The sequence below is a fragment of the Rhizobium mayense genome (assembly GCF_030272705.1).
GTDB lineage: Bacteria > Pseudomonadota > Alphaproteobacteria > Rhizobiales > Rhizobiaceae > Rhizobium > Rhizobium mayense.
Genome location: NZ_JARFYM010000008.1, coordinates 90,703 through 113,511, shown reverse-complemented (window position 1 = coordinate 113,511; position 22,809 = coordinate 90,703). Strand labels below are relative to the sequence as shown.

Genomic DNA, 22,809 nt, shown 5'->3' with positions numbered 1-22,809 from the left:
ATTGGATATGTGGCAATGATCGGCGAGCGAAACCGGATTATTACTATCGCAAATCAAAAGGGTGGCGTCGGAAAGACAACCACCGCGATTAACCTGGCCACCGCACTGGCCGCCATTGGCGAGCGTGTCCTGATCGTCGATCTCGATCCGCAGGGTAATGCAAGCACCGGTCTGGGTATCGAGCGGCGGGATCGCAAACTATCGTCCTATGATCTTCTGGTCGGCACGCATACGATTCTCGACACCGTTCAGGAGACGGCGGTTCCCAATCTCTTCATTGTGCCGTCGACAATGGATCTGCTCGGCATCGAGATGGAGATCTCTCAGCAGCCCGATCGCGTCTTCCGGCTTCGCCGGGCTCTGGCTGGCGCAGGTGCTGCCGCTTTTTCCTACATCCTGGTCGATTGCCCGCCTTCGTTCAACCTGCTGACGATGAACGCCATGGCGGCCGCTCATTCGGTCCTGGTGCCGCTGCAGTGCGAATTCTTCGCATTGGAAGGTCTCAGCCAATTGCTGGAAACCGTCGATCAAGTGCGGCGCAGCGTCAATCCCCTCCTCGATATTCAGGGGATCGTGCTGACGATGTTTGATTCGCGCAACAATCTCGCGCAGCAGGTCGTCAACGACGTGCGTACACATCTGGGCGAGAAGGTCTACCATACGTTGATTCCGCGCAATGTTCGCGTGTCCGAGGCGCCATCTTATGGCAAGCCCGCAATCCTTTACGATCTGAAATGCGCCGGCAGCCAAGCTTATCTGCAATTGGCGTCGGAAGTGATCCAGCGGGAGCGGCAGCGCAAGGCGGCCGCCTGATCTATTGTTTGTTTTGAAGTGAGTGATTGCGATGAATGATGATCTTTCGAAACGGCGCCTTGGCCGCGGCCTAGCCGCTCTCATCGGTGAGATGGATCAGCCCACTCCGGTGGATGCCGGCAGGCCCGGCGTCAATCCGGATCGCATGGTGCCGATCGAATTCATCAGCCGCAATCCCAAGAATCCGCGTCGTTATTTCGATGAAACCGAGTTGCACGACCTTGCGAGTTCCATCCGGCAGCATGGCATCGTGCAGCCGGTTGTCGTGCGCACTGTCTCGATCGATCGCTATGAAATTATAGCCGGCGAAAGGCGTTGGCGCGCGGCGCAACTGGCCGGTCTGATCGAAATTCCAGTTATCGTTCGCGATGTCGACGATAAGACGGCTCTGGAAATCGCCATTGTCGAAAACGTTCAGCGTGCCGATCTCAATCCACTTGAGGAAGCGCTGGGCTATGAACAGCTGATTGCCGAACACGGCTATACGCAAAACGATCTTGGCGAGATTATCGGAAAAAGCCGCAGCCATGTCGCCAATTCATTGCGCCTGTTGAAGTTGCCGGAGCCTGTTCGCGACATGCTCGCGGGCGGCAGCCTTTCCGCTGGCCATGCACGCGCGCTGGTTTCGACCTCTGATCCGGCCGCCCTCGCCCGCACGATCGTTGCCAAGGGCATGTCCGTACGCGATGCGGAGCGGCTCGCGCAGAACGATATCAAGGCTCAGAACGATCCGCGACCGGCCGCTGCCCGCAAGGACGAGAAGGATTCCGATACGCTTGCGCTGGAAAGGACATTGTCCGACACTCTTGGGCTTGATGTCACGATCAACCATCGCGGCAGCGGCGGTCAGGTAAAGATATCCTACAAAACCCTGGAGCAGCTTGAGGAAATCTGCCGGCTGCTGGAGCGGCGTTGAGCTGTTTCGCGTGAGTCAGCCCTTGCGGGCTGATTGTAATGTGGTCGCCAGCAGTGTTTGCGTGGCGATCGTGTCTTCCAGGCTGGCGCGCTGCCTGGTCTGGAGAATGGCGGCCTGCAGCCGGTTCATTTCACGGGAAATTGCCGGGGCGGTCCAGCTTTTGAGGGCCTGCTCGATGATCGGTTTACGGCGAAAGTGCAGATGCCGGCCGAGAGTTTGCATCACTTGTGCTGGCGGTACACGCTTTTCATCCATTTCCGTGCGCATCATGTCCAGCAACTGGAATTGCCTCAGGCAACCCTGCAGCACAAGAAACATCGGCGTCTTGGAGGAAGCGATCTTCTGCATCGCATTCAGAAAAGCTTCCGAGTCGCCCTTGAGAATGGCATCCACAGCGTCATCAGCTGAAACGGCGCTGGCATCGCCGATGATGTCGATGACGTGATCCTCTTCGATCGTCCCCTGCCCCCGGCAATAGAGTGCTAGTTTTCGTACTTCGTTGCGTGAAGCGATGCGGTCGCCACCCAGTAGCTCCAACAGAACCTGGCGCGCCGCAGGCGTGATGCGCAGATTTTCGTTTGCCAGCCCAGTGTCGATGAGGCCATTCAGCGCGCGAATGTCGTCGGCATAACAAGGAATGGTTGCGACTGCCCGAGAAGTCTCTGCTACTTTACGAAGGCCGGAGCCCTTTTTGAGATCACCAGCCTCAATGATGACAAAACTGGCGTCGGGAGGGTTTTCAGCAATATTCTGCAGTGAATCGACCAGGGCTTTTTCGTTGGCTGCGCCACGAATCCACACCAGCTTTTCACCGCCGAACAGGCCAATGGCATTGACCTCGTCCAGCAGTCGACCGGCATCGTTGTGAAGATCGCCGACGTCGAGTTTGATCAGCGAAAAAGCGTCCTTCAGATCGACGCCGGTCTTTCCGGCGATCTGCCCCGCGCGCTCGGATACAAGGCCGCGGTCAGGGCCATAGATGACAAACAGTCGGTAGCTGCGCGCGGCGTTTTGAAGAAAGCCTTCAAACTCGTGGGATTTGATCTCCGCCATGCCGCGCACCCATATCAGCGGCTAAGCGCGGCTGCGATGTCGGCGCCCACCAGTTCGGCAACTTCGCGTGCGGCGCGGTCTTCCGAATCGCGGATGGCGCGCGCCTTGGCAAATTCCTGGGTCGGGAAGTCGACCAGCGATGTGACCGCGCGGCTGCCGGACTTGAGAACCTTGCCGTCACTAGCATTCTTGAGCGTAAAGGCTGCCGTGACCGTGGTGCGGCCTGCGGCAGAGGTGTCGGAAGACGGCAGGTAGATAACACCGCCGGTACCGGAGCTGACGCTCAGATCCACCGTGTATTTCGGGGCCTTCGTTTCGCCGGCGCCTCGGCCGGCGATGAAGATCAATTGATTGCGAACCACCTGACCTACGCGGCTGCCGGCGTCGGAAAAGGAAACGTCGGCAAGCTTCTGGGTAACGCCGGTGTTCTCCGCATAGAGCGGTCGAACCTGGCAGGAGGATAAAAGACCGGCAACGGCAATCACAGACGCAACGCCTGCAGCGCGAGCGAGCTTGAAAAGATTATCAGACGACAATGTTCACGATCCTCTGTGGAACGACGATGATCTTCTTTGGCGCCTGACCATTCAACGCGCTTCCGACGGCATCCAGGGCGAGTACGGCTTTTTGCACGGCATTCTGATCTGCATCGCGAGCAATTGTCAATTCGGCGCGCTTCTTGCCGTTGATTTGCACGGGATAGACGATCTCGTTTTCGATGACGAGCACTTCGTCGTAACTCGGCCAAGCGCTCATGGCGATCAAATGTGCGTTGCCGAGTGCGGCCGAGCATTCTTCGGCCAGATGCGGCGTGATCGGCGCGACCAACGCGATCAGGATCTCGACCGCTTCCCGGACAGCGGAGCGATAGCCGGCATCCGTCTCGCCAGCGGCGACCTTGGCCAGCGGAGCAGCCAATGTGTTGACGAATTCGTAGATGCGCGCCACGGCCTTGTTGAAGGCCAGCTTGTCGTAATCGCCCTGGACCGCTTTCAGCGTGCGGTGGGCAGCCTGTGAAATCGCCAGCGCTTCGCCTTCCTTAGCCGGAGTCGCGGCGACCGTCTTCAATGCGTCGGCCGCTTCCGACACCAGGCGCCACATGCGTTGCGTGAAACGATGCGCCCCTTGGACGCCCGCCTCCGACCAAATAACGTCGCGGTCGGGTGGAGAATCGGACAATACGAAGAACCGGGCCGTATCGGCGCCGTAGGAGGCGATGATATCGTCCGGGTCGACGACGTTTTTCTTCGATTTCGACATCTTCTCGATCGCGCCGATGGCGATGTCTTCGCCGGTCGACAGCAGTGTCGCGCGCCTTTGGCCGTCGGCCTCCTCGATGCGGATGTCGGCCGGCGACACCCATTCGCGTGTCAGCCCATGGCCGCGGCTATAGGTCTCGTGAACAACCATGCCCTGCGTGAACAGGCCCTTGAAGGGCTCCTTCGCTTCGACATGGCCGGTCTCACGCATGGCGCGGGTGAAGAAGCGGGAATAGAGCAGATGCAGGATCGCATGCTCGATGCCGCCGATATATTGATCGACCGGCAGCCAGCGATCAGCCGCGGCCTTGTCGGTCGGTTCGTGTTCCCACGGCGCGGTGAAGCGGGTGTAGTACCAGCTCGAATCGACGAAGGTATCCATGGTGTCGGTTTCGCGACGGGCGTCCTTGCCACATTGCGGGCAGGCAACATGCCGCCATGTCGGATGGCGGTCGAGCGGATTGCCCGGCTGATCGAAGGTGACGTCGTCCGGCAGCTTGACTGGAAGATCCTGCTTCGGCACCGGCAAGACGCCGCAATCATCGCAATGGATGACCGGGATCGGGCAACCCCAATAGCGCTGACGCGAAATACCCCAGTCGCGCAGGCGGAAATTCACCTTGCGTTCGGCCTGAGGCGCATTGCCGAGGCTTTCAGCGGCCAGTTTTGCAGCCACGGTTTCGAAGGCTTCCTCCGTGCCCATGCCGTCCAGGAATCGCGAGTTGATCATGATGCCGTCGCCATCATAGGCGACATCGCCGATGGTGAAGCTTGCCGCATCGCCATCCCTCGGCATGACGACGGGGACGACCGGCAAATGATATTTGCGGGCAAAATCCAGGTCGCGCTGGTCGCCGGAGGGGCAGCCGAAGATCGCGCCGGTGCCATAATCCATCAGCACGAAATTGGCGATATAGACCGGCAGTTCCCAGGATGGGTCCAGCGGATGGCGGACGCGGATACCCGTGTCCATGCCTTTCTTCTCGGCGGTCTCCAATGCTGCAAGCGAGGTGCCGGCGCGGCGGCATTCTTCGCAGAAGGCATCGATAGCCGGATTCGCGGCAGCGGCTTCCTTGGCCAGCGGATGATCAGCCGATATCGCCAGGAAGGATGCACCGAACAGCGTGTCCGGACGCGTGGTATAGACGGTGATTTCGCGTTCAGCGTTGGGGGAGGTTTCCGGCACGATTTCCCAACGGATCGTCAGGCCTTCTGAACGCCCGATCCAGTTCTTCTGCATCAGCCGCACTTTTTCCGGCCAGTGGTCGAGCGTGTCCAGCGCGTCCAGCAGTTCCTGGCTGAATTCGGTAATCTTGAAGAACCATTGCGTCAGCTCGCGCTGTTCGACCAGCGCGCCGGAGCGCCAGCCGCGGCCATCGATGACTTGTTCGTTGGCAAGCACGGTGTTATCGACCGGGTCCCAGTTGACCTTGGACTTCTTGCGGTAGACTAGGCCCTTCTCCATCATGTCGATGAAAAGCATCTGCTGGCGATGATAATAGTCGACGTCGCAGGTGGCGAATTCACGGCTCCAGTCCAGCGACAGGCCCATGGCCTTCAGCTGCGCCTTCATCGAGGCGATGTTCTGGTAGGTCCATTCCTTGGGATGCACCTTGTTGTCGCGGGCGGCGTTTTCCGCCGGCATGCCGAAAGCGTCCCAGCCCATCGGATGCAGCACGTTGTAGCCACGGGCACGCTTGTAGCGGGCCACGACGTCACCCATAGCGTAGTTGCGCACATGGCCCATATGGATGCGGCCCGATGGATAGGGGAACATCTCAAGGACGTAATATTTCTCGCGCGGATCGGCGTTGTCGGTGAGGAAGACATTCTCCTCGTTCCATTTCTGCTGCCAGCGAGGCTCGGCGTCGCGCGGATTATAACGTTCGGTAGCCATTTGATCTTGTATTCCGGAATATCATGGGGAGTTGGCCGTGACCTTCATCACGAAACCAACCAAGCGTCAAGTTTAGCGGGTGCGGCAAGTGCCTTATCTTGCGAAGCAAAGCCGGATTCTGCGGCATCGGCCCTTGGCAAAGGCCGCCTGGCTCATTACTCCAAAGTCTCAGGAATAGGCGTAAATATCGAGGCAAAAAGATGGAACTTCAAGAGCGGTTGAACGCGGTTCGTGCCCATATCGCGGCAGCGGAGCGTCAGGCTGACCGGCCGGCGGGTGCCGTGCAGCTTGTCGCTGTTTCCAAGACCTTCGATGCTGAAGCGATCCGCCCCGCGATTTCAGCCGGTCAACGGGTGTTTGGCGAAAACCGCGTCCAGGAAAGCCAGGGCAAGTGGCCGGTGCTCAAAGCCGAAACTCCAGGGGTCGAGCTGCATCTGATCGGGCCGCTGCAATCGAACAAGGCGGCGGATGCCGTGGCGTTGTTCGATGTCATCGAAACGGTCGACCGGGAAAAGATCGCCCGCGCCTTGGCGGACGAAATGAAACGTCAGGGCAAGGTGCTGCGGCTTTACGTGCAGGTCAACACCGGCCTGGAGCCGCAAAAGGCCGGGATCGCGCCTGATGACACGATTGCTTTCGTCGATTTTTGCCGAGGCGAGCTTGGGCTTTCGATCGAGGGGCTGATGTGCATCCCGCCCGCCGATGAGAATCCCGGGCCACATTTCGCGCTGCTAGCCAAACTAGCCAAGAAGAGCGGGGTCGATAAGCTCTCCATGGGCATGTCGAGCGACTACGAGATTGCCGTCGCCTTCGGTGCCACCAGCGTTCGCGTCGGCTCTGCAATTTTCGGGGCGCGTTAAGGTCAAAAATAAGCCCCGGCGAAAGCCGGGGCTTCGAATCGCGGGATCGATCGCGTCTCAGTACCGGTCGTCGTCGTCCTCGTCCGGCGTGGTGGACTTCAGCGACTTCAGCTTGGCAAAGACGGCGTCGGCGTCGATTTCCTTTTCCTTCTCGTCGTCGCGGTCGTAGCTGAAGCCGAGCTTCTCGGTCTCCTGCGCCGGCTGCAGCGTCGCGCCGAGTTCGGCGGCGGTCGGCAACGGACGACCCTTGGCGGCCTTTTCCACTTCCATGTCGAGGTCGATCTGGCTGCAGAGGCCGAGTGTCACCGGATCCATCGGCGTCAGGTTCGTCGAGTTCCAGTGCGTGCGGTCGCGAATCTGTTCGATGGTGGACTTGGTAGTGCCGACCAGACGGGAAATCTGCGCGTCCTTCAGTTCCGGATGGTTGCGTACCAGCCAGAGAATGGCGTTCGGCCGATCCTGGCGCTTGGAGACCGGCGTATAGCGCGGGCCGCGGCGCTTGGATTCCGGCACGCGAACCTTCGGTTCGGAAATCTTCAGCTTGTGGTTCGGATTGGCTTCGGCACGCGCGATTTCGTCGCGCGAAAGCTGGCCGGTGGCGATCGGGTCGAGGCCCTTGATGCCCTGGGCCGCTTCGCCATCGGCAATGGCCTTGACCTCGAGCGGATGTAGCTTGCAGAACTGCGCAATCTGGTCGAACGACAAGGCTGTATTGTCGACAAGCCAAATGGCGGTTGCCTTCGGCATGAGCAATTGTTGAGCCATGGATATAGTCCTTCTGTCAGTCCGCGCCGGTGTCGCGGTCCGGGGTGTAACACCACATTGTCCGGGAAATATGGCCCTATATAACCGCAGTGTTGCGGAATTGCAATTCTTTGCGGATGAAATGCGCTTTGTCCAATTGCTGTCGTAACTTGAGCTGCTATTGATTGCGTGGAATGAGCGCCATAATCTCGAAAGAGATGGCCAGGATTGAGGAGGAAACCATGTCGGAAAAGATTCATCCGGTGACGAAGCCGGTCAAAGCGCAAGCTTTGATCGATGCGGCAAAATATCAGAAATGGTACAGGCAGAGCGTCGAGGATCCCGACTATTTCTGGGGCAAACACGGCCAGCGGATCGACTGGTTCAAGCCCTATACCAAGGTCAAGAACACGTCCTTCAAAGGGAAAGTCTCGATCAAATGGTTCGAAGACGGGCTGACCAACGTTTCCTACAATTGCATAGACCGTCACCTGAAGAAGCATGGCGATGACGTGGCTTTCATCTGGGAAGGCGACAACCCCTATATCGACAAGAAGATCACCTATAACGAGCTCTACGAACACGTCTGCCGCCTGGCGAATGTGTTGAAGAAGCATGGCGTCAAGAAGGGCGATCGCGTCACCATCTACATGCCGATGATCCCCGAGGCTGCCTATGCCATGCTCGCCTGCGCCCGCATCGGCGCGGTGCATTCCGTCGTCTTCGGCGGCTTTTCCCCGGAGGCGCTGGCGGGGCGCATTGTCGATTGCCAATCGACCTTCGTCATCACCTGCGACGAGGGTTTGCGCGGCGGCAAGCCGGTGCCGCTCAAGGAGAATACCGATACGGCGATCCATATCGCCGCCAGGCAGTATGTTACCGTCGAGAAGGTTCTGGTCGTGCGCCGCACCGGCGGCAAGACCGGCTGGGCGCCGGGTCGAGATCTCTGGTATCATCAGGAAGTTGCGACGGTGAAGGCGGAATGCCCGCCCGCGAAGATGAAGGCGGAAGACCCGCTGTTCATTCTCTATACGTCAGGTTCGACCGGCAAGCCGAAGGGTGTGCTGCACACGACCGGCGGTTATCTCGTCTATGCGGCGATGACGCACGAATATGTCTTCGATTATCATCCTGGCGAGATCTTCTGGTGCACCGCAGACGTCGGCTGGGTGACCGGTCATTCCTACATCGTCTACGGGCCACTAGCGAACGGCGCGACATCGCTGATGTTCGAGGGCGTGCCGAATTTCCCGGACCAGGGCCGCTTCTGGGAGGTTATCGACAAGCACAAGGTCAATATCTTCTATACCGCCCCGACGGCGATCCGTTCGCTGATGGGCGCCGGCGATGACTTCGTCAAGCGCTCTTCGCGCTCTTCGTTGCGGCTGCTCGGAACGGTCGGCGAGCCGATCAATCCGGAAGCCTGGGAATGGTACTACAATGTCGTCGGTGACGGCCGCTGCCCGATCGTCGATACCTGGTGGCAGACGGAGACCGGCGGCCATATGATTACGCCGCTGCCGGGCGCGACCGACCTGAAGCCGGGTTCGGCAACCCTGCCCTTCTTCGGCGTCCAGCCGGAACTGGTGGACAATGAGGGCAATCTGCTGGAAGGGGCGGCTGACGGCAATCTCGTTATCGCCGACAGTTGGCCCGGCCAGATGCGTACGGTCTATGGCGACCATGAACGTTTCATTCAGACCTATTTTTCCACCTACAAAGGCAAATATTTTACCGGCGACGGCTGCCGGCGCGATGAGGACGGCTATTACTGGATTACCGGCCGTGTCGACGACGTGCTCAATGTCTCAGGCCACCGGCTTGGCACCGCCGAGGTCGAATCGGCTCTGGTTTCGCACCAGGATGTCTCGGAAGCTGCCGTTGTCGGCTATCCGCATGCGATCAAGGGTCAGGGCATCTATTGCTATGTGACACTGATGGCCGGCCATGAGGGTACGGATGCGCTGCGGCAGGAGCTGGTGAAACATGTGCGGGCGGAGATCGGCCCGATCGCCTCGCCCGACAAGATTCAGTTCGCTCCCGGCCTGCCGAAAACCCGCTCCGGCAAGATCATGCGCCGCATCCTGCGCAAAATTGCCGAAGACGATTTCGGCTCGCTCGGCGATACGTCGACGCTGGCCGATCCTGCTGTTGTCGACGACTTGATCGCCAACAGGCAGAACAGGGCCGACGCGGCTTGATCGAGGTCTGTCTCGCTCCTGGCGGGCGGGATACAGTTTCTTAGAACTAGGCGAAGGATAAGCCCTCGCCTAGTTCATGGCTTCTATCTGGAAACGTTGAAAAAAGGCGACTGCTGTGCGGGCGACCTAGTCGAGTAGGCCTTCGCTCCAAGCCGGCGCGTCTCGGAAGATCTCCGGCTTCGTCGGGGTAGTTCACCGCGTCATAGGCGGCAGCACATTCAGGATCGCGAACAAGCCAATCTCAAAAATCGATCGCACGCCCATTGATCTCCCAATCGCCAAATCGTGAGGGCTCGGCGCCACCGCGTCCGCCGGTTTCGGGGGGCAGTTCTGGTTGGACCTGGGCTTTACGGCGCTCTTCGGCCTCGGCGAGCGCTCGCTTGGCGGCCGGCGAGAGCGGCTTGCGGGGCGCCTCGTCGGCGTCGATGTCGTTTTTATTGTCGTTATCTGCAATCTGCATGGCGTGATGCGGCCTAGAGCTGTTGAAATAGGCGGGTGAATAGCCAAATCATAGTGCGTCCGGCCGCAAAGAAAAAGGTTCGGACTGACGATGTGATGGAGACATCAGATGAACCTCATGCGCACTGCCATGTTGCTTGCCTTCATGACCGCCCTGTTTATGGGCGTCGGCTATTTGATCGGTGGTCAAGCCGGCATGATGATTGCGCTTGTCGCCGCGGCCGGCATGAATTTCTTTTCCTATTGGAATTCCGACCGCATGGTGCTCTCCACCTATCATGCACAGGAGGTGGACGAGCGCAGCGCACCGGAGTTCTATCGGATCATCCGCGACCTCGCGCGCAATGCTGGCCTGCCGATGCCTAAGGTCTATCTCTATGACAGCCCGCAGCCGAATGCCTTCGCCACCGGTCGCAATCCCGAAAACGCCGCCGTTGCCGCCTCGACCGGCCTGCTCAACGCTCTGACGCCAGAGGAAGTGGCCGGCGTGATGGCGCATGAACTGGCGCATGTGCAAAACCGCGATACGCTGACGATGACCATCACGGCGACGCTCGCCGGCGCCATCTCCATGCTCGGTAATTTCGCCTTCTTCTTCGGCGGCCGCCGAGACAGCAACAATCCCCTTGGTATCGTCGGTGTGCTGGTGGCGATGATCGTCGCGCCCCTCGCCGCCATGCTGGTGCAGATGGCGATCAGCCGTACGCGTGAATATTCTGCCGACCGTCGCGGTGCCGAAATCTGCGGCAATCCCCTCTGGCTCGCCTCGGCGCTCGGCAAGATCGCCCGAGGGGCGGAGTATATTCCGAATGAAGAGGCCGAAGGTCATCCGGCGACGGCGCATATGTTCATCATCAATCCGCTTTCCGGCGCCCGTATGGACAATCTGTTCTCCACGCACCCGGATACGGAAAACCGCATCGCCGCGCTGCGCGAGATGGCGCGGTATGGCGGCGGTGGCGCGGGCCCTGCCGTGAGCACGCCGCCCGGCTTTGGCTCGACGGGACCGATCTTGACTGCTAATCCGGTGCGCAAATCGCGCTCCGTACCGAATACGGGTCGCGGTGGTTCGCAACCGCCGAAGGGACCCTGGTCTTGAATTCCAATAATAAGAAGCCTTTCAACAAAGACGGAAGACAATCGCGAAATCGCTCACCGCAGCATCGGCCGCATGATTCGGCGCCGGCCAAGCCCGGATTCGCCGCGCGCGCCGCCGCGACGAAAATCCTGGCGGCCGTTATCGACCGCAAGACGCCGCTTGACGGCATGCTGGATGCTGAAGGTGGCAATCCTGCCTATAGGGCGCTCGGGGAGAGCGACCGGGCGCTGGTGCGTGCCATTCTGAACTCGGCGCTACGCCATTTGCCGCGCATCGAGGCGGCGATTGCGTCGCTACTGGAGTCGCCGTTGCCGGAAGGCGCCCGCGCCCTGCATCATGTGTTGGTGGCGGGTGCCGCGCAGATGCTCTATCTCGACGTGCCGGATCATTCTGCCGTCGATATTGCCGTCGAGCAGGCCAACCAGGACCCGCGCAATCGCCGTTTTGCCAAGCTGGTCAACGCCATTCTCAGGCGAATCGGGCGGGAGAAGCAGGATATCCTGGCCAGGGTCGCGAACGTGCCGGCCATGCCGGCCTGGTTCCTGACGCGTCTCGAAGCTGCCTATGGCGCTGACGCGGCGCTGAGGATTTCCGACACGCAATTGGAGCCGGCGGCGATCGACGTCACGGTGAAATCCGATGCCGAAGGTTGGGCGAAGCGCTTGAATGGCGTCGTGTTGCCGACCGGCGGCGTGCGGTTGGCGGCCTTCGAGGGCTCGATTCCCTCGCTCGATGGATTTTCAGAAGGCGAATGGTGGGTCCAGGATGCCGCCGCCAGCATTCCGGCAAAATTGTTCGGTTCGCTTGCCGGCAGCAAAGTCGTAGATCTCTGCGCCGCGCCCGGCGGCAAGACCGCGCAGCTCATCCTTGCCGGCGGCAAGGTGACTGCGCTCGACCAATCCGCAAATCGCCTCAAGCGGCTCGCCGCCAACCTGGCGCGGCTCGGGCTGGAAGCGGAAACCGTCGCCGGCGATATGGCCAAGTTTCAGCCCGAGGATCTCTTCGACGCCGCTCTTCTCGATACCCCCTGCTCTTCGACGGGTACGACCCGTCGTCATCCCGACGTGCTCTGGACCAAGGGTCCGGAGGACATCGCCAAGCTTGCGGCTCTGCAGGAGCGCCTGCTGCGCCACGCATTGACCTTGGTCAAGCCCGCCGGGCTTGTCGTTTTCTCCAACTGTTCGCTCGATCCCGAAGAGGGCGAGCATCTTGTCGCGCGGGTTCTGGCGGAGACGGACATGGCTGAGCGCGTGCCGATTAAACCCGAGGAATGGCCGGGTCTCGAGGCCGCGATTTCGCCTCTCGGCGCTTTCCGCACCACGCCTGACATGCTGCCGCTTTCCGGTGGTTTTGCGTCCGGGTTGGATGGGTTCTTCGCCGTGGTGCTCCGCCGCACGCGATAGCGGCGGGCCTCCTTAAGTGCTTACGCTCGACTTGACCAAAAATAGGGCACAATGTCCTTATTTGGCATATTCCTAACCTCTTCTTAACCACAGAGATAGAGAGTAAGCATAAGCAAATATGCAGGTTTTCCGGCAGGGTTCGGTGAGTTTACACATGCGGGAAGCATGGCGGCGAATGTCGCGCCGCACGGCGTTAGCGCGATTGCGTCTTACCCGCCACACGATGCGTGTGCCGGAACGGTTGATCGTGGCTCCGACGGACCTGCGCAGCATCGATCCGTTTTTCGTTGAAGAGCTTTTGAACGGCCGCATCCTGTTGGCGGGCCGGGTGTTGGAAACAGAGGGACAATCGCCCTTCGCCCTCGAGCTGCCGTCGCAGGCCTTTGCTGCCCGGTTGCACAGTTTCCGCTGGCTGCGGCATTTGCGGGCGGAAAAGAGCGATCAGGCCGCAGCAATGGCGCGATCCATTCTCAACGACTGGATGGCCGTCCATGGCTACCGATTGCGGGGTGTTGCCTGGGCGGCTGATACTGCCGCCCAACGGCTGATTGCCTGGTTGTCGCATTCGCCCGTGGTCCTGCAGGGCACGGACGGCGGTTTTTATCGCCGTTTCATGCGCATGCTGGCCTTCCATGTTCGTTATCTCCGTCGCGTGGCGGCAACGACACGGGACGGTGAGACACGGTTTAGGGTGCGGATTGCGCTCGCCTTGTCCTCTGTCGCCATGCCGAACGGCGCCTCGACGCTGAAGCGCGCCGGCCAGGCGCTCGACCGGGAAATCGACCGGCAGATCCTGCAGGATGGAGGGCATATTTCGCGCAATCCGCGCGTGGCGCTGGAACTGCTGCTCGACCTGCTGCCGCTGCGCCAGACCTACGTCAATCTTGGCCATGATGCGCCGTCGCGGCTGATCCCAGGCATCGACCGCATGTATCCAGCCTTGCGCTTCTTCCGGCATCAGGATGGCGACCTGGCGCTGTTCAATGGCGCGACCTCGACGCTCGCCAACGAGCTGATGTCGGTGCTGCGTTATGACGAAACCGCCGGCCAGGCGTTCAAGGCGCTGCCGCATAGCAAATATCATCGGCTGGCGGCTGGACACGCCGTCGTCATCGTCGACACCGGGGCGCCCGCTTCCGCCGATCTCAGCCGCACGGCGCATGCCGGCTGCTTGTCCTTCGAAATGTCCTCAGGCAAATACCGCTTCATCGTCAATTCCGGTTCGCCGAATTTTGCCGGTGAGCGCTACATCCAGGCGGCTCGCGCCACGGCGGCGCATTCGACCGTGACGCTCGACGATACGTCGTCGAGCCTGTTTTCGAAGTCGAAAACCCTCGGCCCGGTGATGGTCAGCGGCGTGAAAAAGGTCATCGTCGAGCGCGCCGAAACCGAAGATGGCCGTGATTATATCCGGGCGGTACATGACGGCTATCTCTCGACCTTTGGCTATGCCCATGAGCGCGAGCTGAGCCTGAATGCCAGCGGCACCATTCTTGCCGGCCGCGACCGATTTTTCGTTCCGGAGGGCAAGAAATCACTGCTGAAGAGCGATGGCGGCCTGGCCTCTGCACGCTTTCACATCCATCCTTCCATCAGCCTGCTGCAGACCGAGACCGACTCCGCCTTGCTGATCGCGCCGGATGGCGAGACCTGGGTATTCTCCTCGCCGGGCAACGAGGTGTTGGTGGCTGAGGACATCTTTTTTGCCGATGCGTCTGGCATGCGCGCTTCGGACCAGCTCGAGATCGTTTTCCCGATCGCCGAAAAGCCGGAAATCCGCTGGTTTTTATCCTATCGGCCATAGGCTAAGTGCTTAAGCTGTGTTAACGGGGCGGCATATTGTCCCGCGCCGCTGTCGCCGGACATCTCCTCACGCTAGACTGGAGAAAGCCAATGGCCGTCGTTTCCAAAAAAATCCCAGCCCCCGACAAAGTTAAGGTGAAGACCGCGCTTCTGTCCGTCTCCGACAAGACCGGCATCGTCGAGTTTGCCCGGGCGCTCAGCGAAAAGGGCGTGCGGCTGTTGTCGACCGGCGGCACGCACAAGACGATTTCGGCGGCTGGCCTTGCCGTTACCGATGTGTCCGACGTAACGGGTTTTCCGGAGATCATGGACGGGCGCGTCAAGACGCTACATCCGAAAGTGCATGGCGGCCTGCTCGCTATCCGTGATGACGCCGAGCATCAGGCGGCGATGAAGGAGCACGGCATCGAGGGCATCGACCTCGTCGTCATCAATCTCTATCCCTTCGAAGACGTCCGCAAGGCCGGCGGAGACTATCCGACGACGGTCGAGAATATCGACATCGGCGGCCCTGCGATGATTCGAGCTTCGGCCAAGAACCACGCCTATGTAACGATCCTCACCGATCCGGCCGACTATCCCGAGCTGCTGGAGCAGCTTTCGACCGACGCCGGCCAGACCGCCTATGCCTTCCGCCAGCGCATGGCCGCCAAGGCTTTCGCCCGCACCGCGGCCTATGACGCGATGATCTCCAACTGGTTCGCCGAAGCGCTGGATATCGCAACTCCGCGCCACCGTGTCATCGGCGGCGCCCTGCGCGAGGAAATGCGCTACGGCGAAAACCCGCATCAGAAGGCGGCATTCTACGTCACCGGCGAAAACCGGCCTGGTGTCTCGACCGCGACGCTGATCCAGGGCAAGCAGCTCTCCTACAACAACATCAATGATACCGACGCGGCCTATGAGCTCGTTGCCGAGTTCCTGCCGGAAAAGGGTCCGGCCTGCGCGATCATCAAGCATGCCAACCCCTGCGGCGTAGCCACCGGCCCGAGCCTGGTCGAGGCCTACAAGCGGGCTCTCGCCTGCGACTCGGTGTCGGCCTTCGGCGGCATCATCGCGCTGAACAGCATTCTTGACGCGGCGACGGCGGAAGAGATCGTCAAGCTCTTCACCGAGGTCATCATCGCGCCAGAGGTCACTGAGGAAGCCAAGGCGATCATCGCCCGCAAACCGAACCTTCGCCTGCTTTCGGTCGGCGCCCTGCCTGATCCGCGCGCGGCCGGCCTGACCGCCAAGACCGTGTCCGGCGGTCTGCTCGTCCAGAACCGCGACAACGCGCTGGTCGAGGATATGGAGCTGAAGGTGGTTACCAAGCGTGCGCCGACGGCGCAGGAGCTGGAAGACATGAAGTTCGCCTTCCGCGTCGCCAAGCACGTGAAATCAAATGCGGTCGTCTATGCCAAGGATGGCCAGACAGCCGGTATTGGCGCCGGTCAGATGAGCCGCGTCGATTCCGCCCGTATTGCCGCGATCAAGGCGGAGGAAGCCGCCAAGGCCATGGGGCTCGCCGAGCCGCTGACACGCGGCTCGGCCGTTGCTTCCGAAGCTTTCCTGCCCTTCGCGGACGGTCTGCTGTCGGCGATTGCAGCAGGCGCGACAGCCGTCATTCAGCCGGGTGGTTCGATGCGCGACCAGGAAGTCATCGATGCCGCTGACGAGCACAATGTTGCGATGGTCTTCACGGGCGTGCGTCATTTCCGCCATTGAGTAGAGCTGGCTCCACCCTCATCTTGAGCTTGTCGAAGGACGAGGGTGGCCCGGAAGTAGCCACCCGCCCTCGTGGTTCGAGACGGCCCTTCGGGCCTCCTCACCATGAGGGCTACTCCTCAAGGCATATCCCCAAATTGAAAGAGGGATATCCCTATTTTACCTTATCGGCGGGATAGGGCGTCGGCAGCAGAAGCAGCAGCCCGCCGGCGAGGAAGACGATGAGCGTTGCCATGCCGAGGCGGGCAGAGCCGCTCCAAAAGGTGATCAGCGAGAAGAACAGGGTCGCCATGAAGCTGGTGGCGCGGCCCGAGAGCGCGTAGATGCCGAAATAGCGGCCCGCTTCGGCAAGGCTGACGCTGCGGGCCAGATAGGAGCGCGAGGAGGCCTGCACCGGGCCGAATGCGAGGCCGATCAGCAGGCCGTAGGCGATATAGGCCTTTTCCGCGGCAGTGCCGAACAGGCCGCCGGAGCTCACGGTCGAAAGCGGCACGAAGCCGAACAGCGTGAAGCCCGGTCCTGTGGAGATGATGCCGAGTGCCGCCAGCAGCAGCATGGTCAGACTGATGACGACCGTTATCTTGGAACCCAGCCAGCGGTCGACATAACCTGCGGCGAAACAGCCGAAAATGGCGACGACGTTGAGGATGATGCCGTAAATGCCGATCTCGATGGTCGCCCAGCCGAACATGCCAGCGGCGAAGGTGCCGCCGAGGATCAGCAGGCCGTTGACGCCGTCCTGGTAGATCATGCGCGCCAGCAGGAAAAGGCTGATGCCCCGGCGGCGCTTCAGCTCGCCAAGCGTCGTCGCGAGTTCATTCAGGCCGGAGCGAACCGCTGCACCGAACGGCCGGCCGCGGGGAGCATCCGGCGTGAAGAAAAACATCGGCAGAATGAAGAGAAAATACCAGACGGCGGAAATCGGCCCGGTGATGCGTGCATCCTCCCCGAGGGTGGCGTCGAGGCCGAAGAGCGGTGTCAGGCCGAGGATGGTCTTGCCGGTTTGCGGGTTGCCGGCCAAAAGCGCCACGACGGAGATGAGCACGATCATGCCGCCAAGATAGCCGAGGCCCCAGGCAGCATTCGACAGCCGGCCGATATCGCTCTTGCCGACGAGCCGCGGCATCATCGAGTCGTTGAAGACGATTGAAAACTCGGCCGAGATCGAGGCGAGGATCATGAAGATGACGGGATAAATGACCGGTGAGCCGGGTGCGGCGCCCCAAAGGCAGAAGAGGCTGATGATCTTGATAACGGCGAAAAAGGCGATCCAGGGTTTGCGCGCGCCGGATTGATCGGCGATCGAGCCGAGCACCGGTGACAGTATGGCGATGATCACCGAGGAAATCGTCGCCATATTGCTCCAGGTCGTCTGCGCCGAGACAGGATCCGCCGTCAGCCTTGCGACGAAATAGGGGCCAAAGATGAAGGTGGTGACGACGGTGAAGAACGGTTGCGCCGCCCAGTCGAAGAACATCCATCCCCAGATGCCACGCGCCGGCACTTTTGCAGGCGCATCGTCCCTAATTTCCGTGGCCACCAAATTCCTGCCCCTGATCCCATAGCGCGGCTAGTGCGGTTCAGCGTTTCACGGAATCGCTTTGCCGCTCTATCCCTTTGTTTTTACACATTCCAGGAAAACCGCTTCGCACTTTTCCTGGAATTGCTCTATCGAGCCGGGCGGACTGTCTCATCTCGCCCGGTCGTGCGCAAGGTCGGTCAGGAGGCCGGCGGCGACGGTGATCCGGGCAAGGTTCGGATCGCCGCTTTCGCTGAGGCCCACAAGCTCTTCGGCAATGCGGTTGATGCGGATGCGGTCTTCGGCGTGCCATGCCAGGATCGGTTGTTTGTCCTTGGGATGGTTGCTCAGTGCCGAGATGACGATATCACGACGGGCGCCGGCGATCTGGTCGAGGCTGCGCGCCAAGGCCAAGCTTTCATAGTGATCGCCGGTAATGATGCGGCTGCCGGCGAGCAGCAGGCGACCGACACGGAAAGTCTGCGACACGGTGAAGTAGCTTTCGGCGGCGCGATTGAGCGTATCGCCGGTGCGCTCGGCGATCTGCATGATCTCCGGTACGAGGACGAGCGCGTAGATCGTCGCGATCTCGGAAGCAAGCCTCTCCGGAAGACCGGCGACCTCGTATTCCGCTTGTCGGGCAGCGATTTCGGCCGCGAAATCCGCAGGGATATGGCTGAGGAAGATCGGACGCAGCTTTTTCAACGCTGCTTGAAGCCGGCTAACGGTTTCTTCGATATTACCTTTGGCCGCACCGGTTTTCAGCAACAGGCGGGTGAGAGCCGTGTAGACCTCGGTGATTTCGCCGTAAACACGGTTCTGCGTCTGGCCGCCGACCTTGCCGTCCAATGCATCGGTTTCGTTCCAGAGCCGGTCGAGATCGAAGCCGTCGCGGGCTAGCACGGCAGCCTTGACCACCTCGGCGGCAGACGCCGCCGTCGCATCCATCATGCTGACGGCAAAGCCCGGACCGCCGCGGTTGATCGCTTCGTTTGCGAGCGCCGTCGCGATGATTTCGCGGCGCAGCCGATGGCCGGCGATATCGCCGGCATTGGAGCGCTGCATTTTCGCCGGGAAATAACGGCTGAGCGTCGCGGCGAAATAGGGGTCATCCGGCAGGTCGCTCGCTGCCAGGGCGTCGAAGAGCACGATCTTGGCATAGGAGAGCAGGACACCGATCTCAGCACGGCTGAGCGGTCGGCCGTTGGCGTAACGCTCGGCAAACGTCTGGTCGTCCGGCAGTGTCTCGACCTTGCGGTTGAGCTGCTTGGCCGCTTCGAGAACGCTCATGAAGCGGCTCAGCTCCAGGCCGTTGCCGGTGCCTTTGCGTTCGGTCAACGAGATTGCCAGCGACTGCAGATAATTGTTGCGCAGTACGAGCGTCGCCACTTCGTCGGTCATCGACGCCAGCAGCGTATCGCGCTTGGCGCGCGTCAGGCGGCCGTCGAACATGGCGGAGGCCAGCGCGATCTTGATGTTGACCTCGACGTCCGAGGTGTTGACACCAGCGGAATTGTCGATGGCGTCGGAATTGCAGCGTCCGCCCTTGAGGCCATAGGCGATGCGGCCCTTCTGGGTGACACCGAGATTAGCGCCCTCCCCGATCACCCTGGCGCGAACCTCTTCCGCGGTGACGCGGATCGGATCGTTGGCGCGATCGCCGACTTCCGAATCCGTTTCGGCCGGCGCCTTCACATAGGTGCCGATGCCGCCGAACCAGAGCAGGTCCACAGGGCTCTTCAGGATCGCCGTGATGATCTCGAAGGGCGTCGCCACCGTCTTGTCGATGCCGATGGCGGCAGCGGCTTCCGGCGTCAGCGTTACCGATTTCGCCAAACGCGAGATGATCATTGCACCTTTCGACAGGATGCTCTTGTCGAAATCCTGCCAGCTCGAGCGGGCAAGATTGAAGAGCCGCTGACGTTCGGCAAGCGTCATTTCCATATCCGGATCGGGATCGATGAAGATGTCGCGGTGATCGAAGGCGGCGAGCAGGCGGATTTTCGGCGACAGCAGCATGCCGTTGCCGAAGACGTCTCCGGACATGTCGCCGACGCCGGCGACGGTGAAAGGCGATGTCTGGATGTCGATATCCATTTCACGGAAGTGACGTTTGACAGTCTCCCAGGCACCGCGGGCGGTGATGCCCATCTTCTTGTGGTCGTAACCGGCTGAACCGCCAGAGGCGAAGGCGTCGTCGAGCCAGAAGCCGGCTTCCTGCGCCAGGGCATTGGCCGTGTCGGAGAAAGTAGCGGTGCCCTTGTCGGCGGCGACGACGAAATAGGGATCGTCACCATCCAGCCGCACCGTATCCGACGGCGGAACGACATCCGTGCCGGAAATATTGTCGGTGATCGATAGCAGCGTGCGGATGTAGGTCTTGTAGGCTTCGCGACCGGCATTGAAGATCTCGTCGCGGCTGCCGCCGACCGGAAGTCTCTTCGGATAGAAGCCGCCCTTGGCACCGACCGGCACGATGACGGCATTCTTCACTTGCTGCGCCTTTACCAGGCCCAGAACCTCGGTGCGGTAGTCTTCAGCGCGATCCGACCACCGCAGGCCACCGCGGGCGACCTTGCCGAACCGCAGGTGCACGCCCTCGACCTCGACACCGTAGACGAAGATTTCGCGGAAAGGCCGCGGCTCGGGCAGACCATCCAGCAATTTCGGGTCGAGCTTGAAGGCAAGCATGGCCCTTGGCGTGCCGTCCGGGCTTTTCTGGAAGTAGTTGGTGCGCAGCGTCGCATCGACCGCGTTGACGTAGCGGCGGAGAATCCGGTCATCGTCGAGGCTCGGAACATCGGCGAGTTCGGTTTCGATGGTCGCATGCAGCTCGGAAAGCCTTTTCGAGCGGTTCTTGTCGCTGACCTTGGGGTCGAGCGTGTCATGGAACAAGCGGAAGATCGAAGCTGCGATGCGCGGATATTTGTCCAGCGTCGCGGCGATGTAATCCTGCGAATAGGCGATGCCGGCTTGGCGGAGATAACGGGCATAGGCGCGCAAGACGTTGGCTTCGCGGGCGGACAGATCGGCTGAGACGATAAGCCGGTTGAAGCCGTCATTATCGATCGCGCCGCCGAAGGCGGCGAGGAAGGCTTCCTCAAGCGCTGCGCCGTGCCGAGCGAGATCGATCGTCACGCCGCTGCGGGCTTCCAGTTCCATGTCGTGGAGAACGACATGGCCGGTCGCGCCATCCTTGGCGGTGACGTATATGTCGAAGGTCCGCTCGCTCAGGACGTTGAAACCGAGATTTTCGAGCAGCGGCACGCGGCGCGACAGCGCCAAGTTGCCATTGCCGTGAAAGATCTTCAGCGACAGGATATCCCCCGCTTCGTCCTTGCGGATGTAGAAGGCGATGCGGGTCTCGTCGACGCCGGCGGTGGCCGTGATGTCGGGCAGGTCGGCAACGGCATCGTCCGGCGAAAAGGCCTCCTGGAAGGCCTGGCTGACGGAGATATGCGGCGCCTTCGGTCCGGCCAGCATTTCGAAGCGATCGTCCCAGCGGGCTGTGATGGCGCGGATCGCCTCTTCGAGCTTGGCCTGAGGAATATGCGGAGTCTTGCCGACGCTGCGGCCGATGATGAAATGCACACGAGCAACGCCGCCTTCCGGGAAGGCTGGATAGTAGGCGGAAACGCGGCCGTCATAGACGGTCTTCAGATAATTGCCGATCTTCTCGCGGACGACGGAATCATATTCTTCGCGGGGCACATAGACGATCACAGAGACGAAACGGTCGAAATGGTCGATGCGCGGCAATGCGCGCACGCGGGGTCGGTCGGCAAGGTCGTTGATCTGTTCGGCAAAGCTTGCGAGCAGCGTCGTGTCGATCTGGAAGAGATCGTCGCGAGGATAGGATTCCAGGGTGTTGTCCAGCATGCGCCCGGAATGGCTGGCCGGGTCGAAGCCGAAGTGGTCCTTGACCTTCTGCACCTTCGAACGCAGCAACGGCACCTCGGCGGCAGCGCTGGTGTATGCCGTGGAGGTGTAGAGGCCGACGATGCGTAGTTCGCCGGTGACATTGCCGTCGGCGTCAAAACGCTTGACGCCGACATAGTCCATATAGGCGCGGCGGTGGACGACCGACTTCACATTGGCCTTGGTGACGATCAGAAAATCGGGCCCATCGAGGAAGGCGAGGATTTCCGGCGTGGTGGTGACCGCGTCCTTGCCCTGGCGCAGGACACGAACATCGGGATTGGAGAGGATGCCGAGGCCGGCGCCGCGGTCGCGCTCCACCTTGGCGTCTGCGCCCTTGCCAGAATAGACATATTCGCGCATGCCGAGGAAGGTGAAGTTGCCGTCGCGCAGCCAGGCGAGGAAGGCCAGCGCCTCGTCACGATCCGACTTGCGGCGGGCGGCCGCCTCATAGGTGGAAAGCTCTGTTATCACCGTGTCCAGCCGCGCCAGCATCGGCTTCCAGTCGGAAACGGTCAGATGAGTCTGATCGAGCACGGTTTGCACGCGCTTGATCAGGTCCGCTGTCTGTGCTCCGGTCAGCGGCGACAGATGCAGTTGGATATGGCTGACGCGATGGGAGGGATCGCTCGGTTGGTCGGCGGAATAAAGCGCGGGCTGCTTGCCGTCCTCGACGACGAGGATCGGGTGCACGGCCATGTAAAGGTCGCGATAGGTGCTCGTCACCTCGCCCATGGACGATTCGTAGAGGAAGGGCATGTTGTGGTCGGTGATCGACAGGATCGATACGGGTACGCCGTCGGGGTCGATATTGGCGATCTGCTCAATACTAACGCGCGGAGAAGTGCCGCTCCAGGCTGCCAGTTCCCTGGCCGCATGCACGGAAGCGAGAGCAAGCATTTCCGGGCTGTAGCGCTCCAAATCGTCGTTGCTCGCCCGACCGAACAGAATCTCCGGATCGAGATGTGCCTCGCCGGTCGCGGCCGCGATCTTGCGCGCTGCTTCGATCTGCTTTTCGCGCTTCGGATTGGTCCTGGATGCCATGAAATTCCTCCCATATTTCAAGAGTTTTGGTCACCTTATCAGAAGGTCTAACGAAAAAACTGGCAAAATGAATGCGGATTTCATTGCTTTTCGACCGATCTGGCCTCGAATTTT

Annotated in this window: 15 protein-coding genes; 8 read left to right on the top strand and 7 right to left on the bottom strand. The window is 60.8% G+C overall.

What is annotated here, in order from left to right; all coding sequences use genetic code 11:
• Positions 1-15: 15 nt before the first annotated feature.
• Complete coding sequence (locus PY649_RS12770; RefSeq protein WP_285868783.1) at positions 16-813, top strand: ParA family protein; 798 nt, start codon at positions 16-18, stop codon at positions 811-813.
• A 31-nt stretch (positions 814-844) separates the two neighbouring features.
• Complete coding sequence (locus tag PY649_RS12765) at positions 845-1,729, top strand: ParB/RepB/Spo0J family partition protein (protein WP_285868782.1); 885 nt, start codon at positions 845-847, stop codon at positions 1,727-1,729.
• 15 nt (positions 1,730-1,744) lie between these two features.
• Here the strand turns inward: PY649_RS12765 and holA are convergent, their stop codons facing one another.
• Genes holA through leuS form a run of 3 tightly spaced genes read right to left on the bottom strand, consistent with a single transcriptional unit; the run spans position 1,745 to position 5,938 of the window.
• Positions 1,745-2,782: a DNA polymerase III subunit delta gene (holA, locus tag PY649_RS12760; protein ID WP_285868781.1), complete on the bottom strand. Its 1,038-nt coding sequence runs from the start codon at positions 2,780-2,782 to the stop codon at positions 1,745-1,747.
• A gap of 14 nt (positions 2,783-2,796) precedes the next feature.
• The gene (gene lptE, locus PY649_RS12755; protein ID WP_285868780.1) at positions 2,797-3,318 is read right to left on the bottom strand and encodes an LPS assembly lipoprotein LptE; all 522 of its coding nucleotides are present in this window, start codon (positions 3,316-3,318) and stop codon (positions 2,797-2,799) included.
• Positions 3,308-5,938 carry a leucine--tRNA ligase gene (leuS, locus tag PY649_RS12750; RefSeq protein WP_285868779.1) on the bottom strand — a complete coding sequence of 877 codons (2,631 nt, stop codon included), beginning with the start codon at positions 5,936-5,938 and terminating at the stop codon, positions 3,308-3,310. The genes lptE and leuS overlap by 11 nt, the downstream gene beginning before the upstream one ends.
• Before the next feature lie 200 nt (positions 5,939-6,138).
• Between leuS and PY649_RS12745 the strand changes: the two genes are divergently transcribed.
• Positions 6,139-6,798: a YggS family pyridoxal phosphate-dependent enzyme gene (locus PY649_RS12745; RefSeq protein WP_285868778.1), complete on the top strand. Its 660-nt coding sequence runs from the start codon at positions 6,139-6,141 to the stop codon at positions 6,796-6,798.
• Between the two features lie 57 nt (positions 6,799-6,855).
• Here PY649_RS12745 and PY649_RS12740 read toward each other — a convergent pair whose 3' ends face one another.
• Positions 6,856-7,563 carry a DUF1013 domain-containing protein gene (locus PY649_RS12740; protein ID WP_285868777.1) on the bottom strand — a complete coding sequence of 236 codons (708 nt, stop codon included), beginning with the start codon at positions 7,561-7,563 and terminating at the stop codon, positions 6,856-6,858.
• 221 nt (positions 7,564-7,784) lie between these two features.
• Between PY649_RS12740 and acs the strand changes: the two genes are divergently transcribed.
• Positions 7,785-9,743, top strand: coding sequence for an acetate--CoA ligase (gene acs / locus PY649_RS12735; RefSeq protein ID WP_285868776.1), 1,959 nt, complete (start codon positions 7,785-7,787; stop codon positions 9,741-9,743).
• A gap of 241 nt (positions 9,744-9,984) precedes the next feature.
• Here the strand turns inward: acs and PY649_RS12730 are convergent, their stop codons facing one another.
• The gene (locus PY649_RS12730; RefSeq protein ID WP_285868775.1) at positions 9,985-10,203 is read right to left on the bottom strand and encodes a DUF1674 domain-containing protein; all 219 of its coding nucleotides are present in this window, start codon (positions 10,201-10,203) and stop codon (positions 9,985-9,987) included.
• 108 nt (positions 10,204-10,311) lie between these two features.
• On the opposite strand from PY649_RS12730, the gene htpX reads away from it, so the two are divergent.
• The 4 genes from htpX to purH all read left to right on the top strand — a co-directional run bounded on the left by htpX (position 10,312) and on the right by purH (position 16,214).
• Positions 10,312-11,301: a zinc metalloprotease HtpX gene (gene htpX, locus PY649_RS12725; RefSeq protein WP_285868774.1), complete on the top strand. Its 990-nt coding sequence runs from the start codon at positions 10,312-10,314 to the stop codon at positions 11,299-11,301.
• Positions 11,292-12,704: an RsmB/NOP family class I SAM-dependent RNA methyltransferase gene (locus tag PY649_RS12720; RefSeq protein ID WP_285868870.1), complete on the top strand. Its 1,413-nt coding sequence runs from the start codon at positions 11,292-11,294 to the stop codon at positions 12,702-12,704. The genes htpX and PY649_RS12720 overlap by 10 nt, the downstream gene beginning before the upstream one ends.
• Before the next feature lie 175 nt (positions 12,705-12,879).
• Positions 12,880-14,508 carry a heparinase II/III family protein gene (locus PY649_RS12715; RefSeq protein ID WP_432761352.1) on the top strand — a complete coding sequence of 543 codons (1,629 nt, stop codon included), beginning with the start codon at positions 12,880-12,882 and terminating at the stop codon, positions 14,506-14,508.
• Between the two features lie 89 nt (positions 14,509-14,597).
• Positions 14,598-16,214, top strand: coding sequence for a bifunctional phosphoribosylaminoimidazolecarboxamide formyltransferase/IMP cyclohydrolase (gene purH / locus PY649_RS12710; protein ID WP_285868772.1), 1,617 nt, complete (start codon positions 14,598-14,600; stop codon positions 16,212-16,214).
• A 154-nt stretch (positions 16,215-16,368) separates the two neighbouring features.
• Here purH and PY649_RS12705 read toward each other — a convergent pair whose 3' ends face one another.
• Positions 16,369-17,757, bottom strand: a complete 1,389-nt coding sequence (locus tag PY649_RS12705) for an MFS transporter (RefSeq protein WP_349644421.1) — start codon at positions 17,755-17,757, stop codon at positions 16,369-16,371.
• A gap of 147 nt (positions 17,758-17,904) precedes the next feature.
• Positions 17,905-22,695 (bottom strand): NAD-glutamate dehydrogenase, encoded by a 4,791-nt coding sequence (locus PY649_RS12700; RefSeq protein WP_285868771.1) that lies wholly within the window; start codon positions 22,693-22,695, stop codon positions 17,905-17,907.
• Positions 22,696-22,809: the final 114 nt, after the last annotated feature.

Bases quoted from the DNA above. Each gene is read 5' to 3' on its own strand.
- PY649_RS12770 (WP_285868783.1), top strand. From the start codon at position 16: ATGATCGGCGAGCGAAACCGGATTATTACTATCGCAAATCAAAAGGGT.
- PY649_RS12765 (WP_285868782.1), top strand. From the start codon at position 845: ATGAATGATGATCTTTCGAAACGGCGCCTTGGCCGCGGCCTAGCCGCT.
- holA (WP_285868781.1), bottom strand. From the start codon at position 2,782: ATGGCGGAGATCAAATCCCACGAGTTTGAAGGCTTTCTTCAAAACGCC.
- leuS (WP_285868779.1), bottom strand. From the start codon at position 5,938: ATGGCTACCGAACGTTATAATCCGCGCGACGCCGAGCCTCGCTGGCAG.
- PY649_RS12745 (WP_285868778.1), top strand. From the start codon at position 6,139: ATGGAACTTCAAGAGCGGTTGAACGCGGTTCGTGCCCATATCGCGGCA.
- PY649_RS12740 (WP_285868777.1), bottom strand. From the start codon at position 7,563: ATGGCTCAACAATTGCTCATGCCGAAGGCAACCGCCATTTGGCTTGTC.
- acs (WP_285868776.1), top strand. From the start codon at position 7,785: ATGTCGGAAAAGATTCATCCGGTGACGAAGCCGGTCAAAGCGCAAGCT.
- PY649_RS12730 (WP_285868775.1), bottom strand. From the start codon at position 10,203: ATGCAGATTGCAGATAACGACAATAAAAACGACATCGACGCCGACGAG.
- htpX (WP_285868774.1), top strand. From the start codon at position 10,312: ATGAACCTCATGCGCACTGCCATGTTGCTTGCCTTCATGACCGCCCTG.
- PY649_RS12715 (WP_432761352.1), top strand. From the start codon at position 12,880: ATGTCGCGCCGCACGGCGTTAGCGCGATTGCGTCTTACCCGCCACACG.
- purH (WP_285868772.1), top strand. From the start codon at position 14,598: ATGGCCGTCGTTTCCAAAAAAATCCCAGCCCCCGACAAAGTTAAGGTG.
- PY649_RS12700 (WP_285868771.1), bottom strand. From the start codon at position 22,695: ATGGCATCCAGGACCAATCCGAAGCGCGAAAAGCAGATCGAAGCAGCG.